This window comes from Sporomusa sp., from assembly GCF_057736855.1.
In genome coordinates, this window is record NZ_JBYKYF010000287.1 from 1 (window position 1) to 3922 (window position 3922).

Below are 3922 nucleotides of genomic sequence, written 5' to 3' on the forward strand. Positions count from 1 at the left end.
CATGCCAATACAGGCCTGCTGCTGCTCTTTCGTGAGTACTATACCTTTCTCATCAATAAATTGCACCTGACCGCTGCTTGGCCGCAAAAGCCCAGCAATAATTTTGAGTAAGGTAGACTTTCCCGATCCGTTACTCCCGGTCACTGCCAGACACTGTCCAGCACCCAACTGTGAGTTAATGTTGTCAAATACAATCTTATTACCAAACCGTTTTCCAATATTGCATAATCTAATTTGCACCGTTTTCATGAAGACTGCTCCAAACAATATTCTTCCATAACTTCCTCCATATTACTGGTATTATAGCATTTTTTTGACACAAATAAAACGCTAAAAAATCTGACTATTATGTCATATTTTTTAGCGTTTCTGCAAAACTTACTAATTTCTTACCTATGAATATTTTTTTGCCTGGTAGTATCTCTGCACCTTCATCCTCGACAACGAGTACAACTTCCCCTCTTCATGCACATGCAGGGTTAATGTCCCTCCAGCCTGCATGGCTTCCAACCCGTTCATTGCCAAATTTAAATATGTAGAAAAACAGCTATAAGATAAACGCTCACAGCTGTTTTTTTACTTATTTATACTTATTGTTGCCAAAGCTCGCGGCTATCGACAATAATTGCAGCAGCACGTAGTTTGGTGATATCAAAGCCATCAATTAATTCAACCGCCTTGACTGGTTGAAACTTATCAATCAGACTTGCTTTCCAAGCCAGATAGCCGACAATTGTTTCCGGCGTAATGCCCGCTGTTCTGAGAGCTGCAATCGACAATGCCTGCTGACGCTTAGAGAGGCGGTAGCCTTGTGTATCTTTCAAGAGCGGCACATGAGTAAACAAGGGTGCTTTACAGTTCAGCAGGCGGTACAACAATAACTGCCGCGGTGTAGAATCTAACAAGTCATACCCTCTCAGTACATGGGTAATCTCCATGGCAGCGTCATCAACAACAACAGCTAACTGATACGCATGAACTCCGTCAGAACGCCGCACAACAAAATCTCCCACTTGCCTAGCAAGTTGCTGAGTCATCTCACCGGCAAGCAAATCAGTAAAAGTAATTTCTTCATCCGGTACTGTCAAACGGAGTGCCGGCCGCCTGGATGCTTGGCGGTCAGCAGCGACTGGCAGTTTACGGCAGGTTCCAGGATAAACGCGTTCATTATCTCCAGCATGTGGTGCAGAGGCTGCTAATTCGGCACGAGTACAATAGCAAGGATAAATAAGTCCGTTGGCAGACAGCCGTTCAAGCGCAGCCTGGTAAAGATCGCGCCGTTCACTTTGTCGATATGGCCCATACCGACCACCAACATCCGGCCCTTCATCCCAGTCAAGTCCTAGCCATTTCATATCAGCCATTAGCTGTTCCATATAGGCTGGTCGTGACCTGTCAGGATCAAGGTCTTCAATTCTTAATACCATGGTTCCACCGGCACTGCGTACCTGTAACCAGGCTAGCAGTGCTGTCCAGGCATTGCCAAGATGAATTTCACCAGTCGGACTAGGAGCAAATCGTCCCCGCATTAATCGAGATAATCCTCTCTAACAGGTACGAAAAGCTCAATGATTTCTGTTGGTTGTATCACTTTAACACTGTGCACTGCCCCACCAGGAATAGCCCAACTATCGCCAGGCAATAACCGATATTCCTGCTGCTCGATCGTCATGATTATTTCGCCAGCTATCAGGTATCCAATCTGCTCGTGCGGATGACTATGGGACTGAAGCTCAGCGCCAGCAGCAAACACAAACTTGGCTAATAGCCCTTTTTCTCCAACTGCCAATGTTTTCCGTTCCACACCGGCCAAAGGGGAAACAAATCCTTTATCCTTATCTCTGACAATCAACGGTAAAACCTCCCTCGGTTTCTCTATTTGTGCGGAATTAACCCTTGTCCACATTATACTCTTTTTTGTAACAATTTTCATGTTTTTTAAGCATTGAATCTTATGTTAATAAAGATTCATTATAGATTCAAAAACAAGGAGTCAATGTCCTTCATTAGAGACATTGACTCCTTATTACTTATACTAACCAGCCATAGTATCGTATAAAACCCGGATATCCTGTTCTTTTAACCAAGTCTGTACTCTGGTTATATCCTGTGGAGTAGCGGCAGAAACATTTTCCAGGTGGTAGGCTCTGCCAAGCTCTGCCCATTTTTTCCTGCCAAAAGTATGGTATGGCAGCAGTTCTACAGCCGCCTGTCCTGGCAGTGATTGTATCAATCCGGCCAAAGCATGAATGTCTTCGCGGCTATTGGTTATCCCGGGAATAACAACATAGCGGATAGTAACCGGCATTACTGCTGAAACCCTTTTCAGATTAGCCAGTATGCAGGTATTATCAGCGCCTGTCAGCCACCGGTGTTTCTCTGGATCAACGGTTTTGATACTGAATAATACGGCATCCGTATAGGGAAGCACCATGTCTAGATGTTCGGCAGGAAAATGACCAGCCGTATCAATGGTAGTATGCACTTTTTCTTCCCGGCAACGGTTAAATACGGCAGCTACAAATTTCGGTTGCAACAGCGGCTCACCGCCTGAAAGGGTAATACCACCGCCTGAAGCATCATAATAGCGACGGTATTTTTTGATCTCTGCCATAACCGTATCAACGGTAATGATTTTGTCGCCCCGCACCCAAGTATCAGGATTGTGACAAAATTTGCAGCCCAAAGAGCAGCCGGTCAAAAATAATACATAGCGAATGCCCCTACCATCTACGGTGCCAAATGTTTCTACCGAGTGATAATAGCCATATGGCTGTGTCATAATATTCCCCTCCTAGCACGATGGTGAGATTGCCACAATCTCTGCTTATTGCCTGCAAAGCTATGAAAAAACAATACTTTACCACACAAGTCAGGCGTAGCGCGGCAATCTCCATCTCTTGCTATTTTTAGTGAGAGAGCCGACATGGCAATCGCAGCGTTGTAGCTGTTAAACGGCTTCATAGAAGGTACGGCTAATAACTTCCCGCTGCTGGGCAGCCGTTAATTTAATAAAGTTCACCGCATAACCTGAGACACGAATGGTCAACTGCGGGTATTTCTCTGGATTTTTCATCGCATCCTCCAAAATGGCGCGGTCAAGCACATTTACATTGATATGATGACCTTCACTCTCAGCATAGCCATCCAGGATAGCAGTCAGGTTGTTGACCCGAGCTTCAGGCGATTTGCCCAATGCGGCCGGAACGATGGAGAAAGTATAAGAAATACCATCCCGGCAATCTTCATAGCTAAGCTGAGATACCGAATTGCAGGCAGCCAATGCGCCGCATTTGTCACGTCCGTGCATAGGATTAGCACCTGGGGCAAATGCCTCGCCGGCTTTACGGCCGTCCGGGGTTGAACCGGTCTTTTTGCCATACATGACATTAGAAGTAATTGTCAATACTGATAAAGTATGTTCCGCTTGGCGGTAAGTAGGGTGTTTTTTCAGATTAGCGGAAAATTCGGCAGTTACTTCCTTAGCGATAAGATCAACCCGCTCATCATCATTGCCATAGCACGGAGCCTCACCAATAACTTCAAAGTCGGTAGCAATTCCGCGTTCATCACGAATAGGTTTAACGTTAGCATATTTGATAGCGCTTAAGGAATCAGCTACCACCGACAGGCCGGCAACACCAAAAGCCATCAGGCGGCCGACTTCAGTATCATGCAACGCCATTTGCGCTCTTTCATACGCGTATTTATCGTGCATATAGTGAATAAGATTCATGGTGTTGACATACAGACCAGCAAGCCAGTCCATAACCAGCGAATAATTTTTCCGAACGGTTTCATAATCCAAATATTCGCCTTCCGGAAGGGGGATAACGGGTGTCACTTGCTTACCAGTGACTTCATCTCGTCCACCGTTAATAGCAATTTTTCGGTGCCCGTGCTAACTTGGCCAAGGCACTGC

At 45.6% G+C, this 3922-nt stretch carries 5 protein-coding genes; all 5 read right to left on the reverse strand.

The features are described from left to right. The coding region (locus tag AC29Z1_RS14740; RefSeq protein WP_488272213.1) for an ABC transporter ATP-binding protein at nt 1-249 on the reverse strand (249 nt) is incomplete at its 3' end. Nucleotides 250-590: 341 nt separating this feature from the next. Then, nucleotides 591-1529 carry a tRNA glutamyl-Q(34) synthetase GluQRS gene (gene gluQRS / locus AC29Z1_RS14745; RefSeq protein ID WP_488272214.1) on the reverse strand — a complete coding sequence of 313 codons (939 nt, stop codon included), beginning with the start codon at nt 1527-1529 and terminating at the stop codon, nt 591-593. After that, nucleotides 1529-1852 carry a cupin domain-containing protein gene (locus AC29Z1_RS14750; RefSeq protein ID WP_488272215.1) on the reverse strand — a complete coding sequence of 108 codons (324 nt, stop codon included), beginning with the start codon at nt 1850-1852 and terminating at the stop codon, nt 1529-1531. The genes gluQRS and AC29Z1_RS14750 overlap by 1 nt, the downstream gene beginning before the upstream one ends. A gap of 183 nt (nt 1853-2035) precedes the next feature. Beyond that, nucleotides 2036-2782, reverse strand: coding sequence for a pyruvate formate-lyase-activating protein (pflA, locus tag AC29Z1_RS14755; protein ID WP_488272216.1), 747 nt, complete (start codon nt 2780-2782; stop codon nt 2036-2038). A 168-nt stretch (nt 2783-2950) separates the two neighbouring features. Beyond that, nucleotides 2951-3886, reverse strand: a complete 936-nt coding sequence (locus AC29Z1_RS14760; protein WP_488272217.1) for a pyruvate formate lyase family protein — start codon at nt 3884-3886, stop codon at nt 2951-2953. Nucleotides 3887-3922 lie beyond the last annotated feature (36 nt).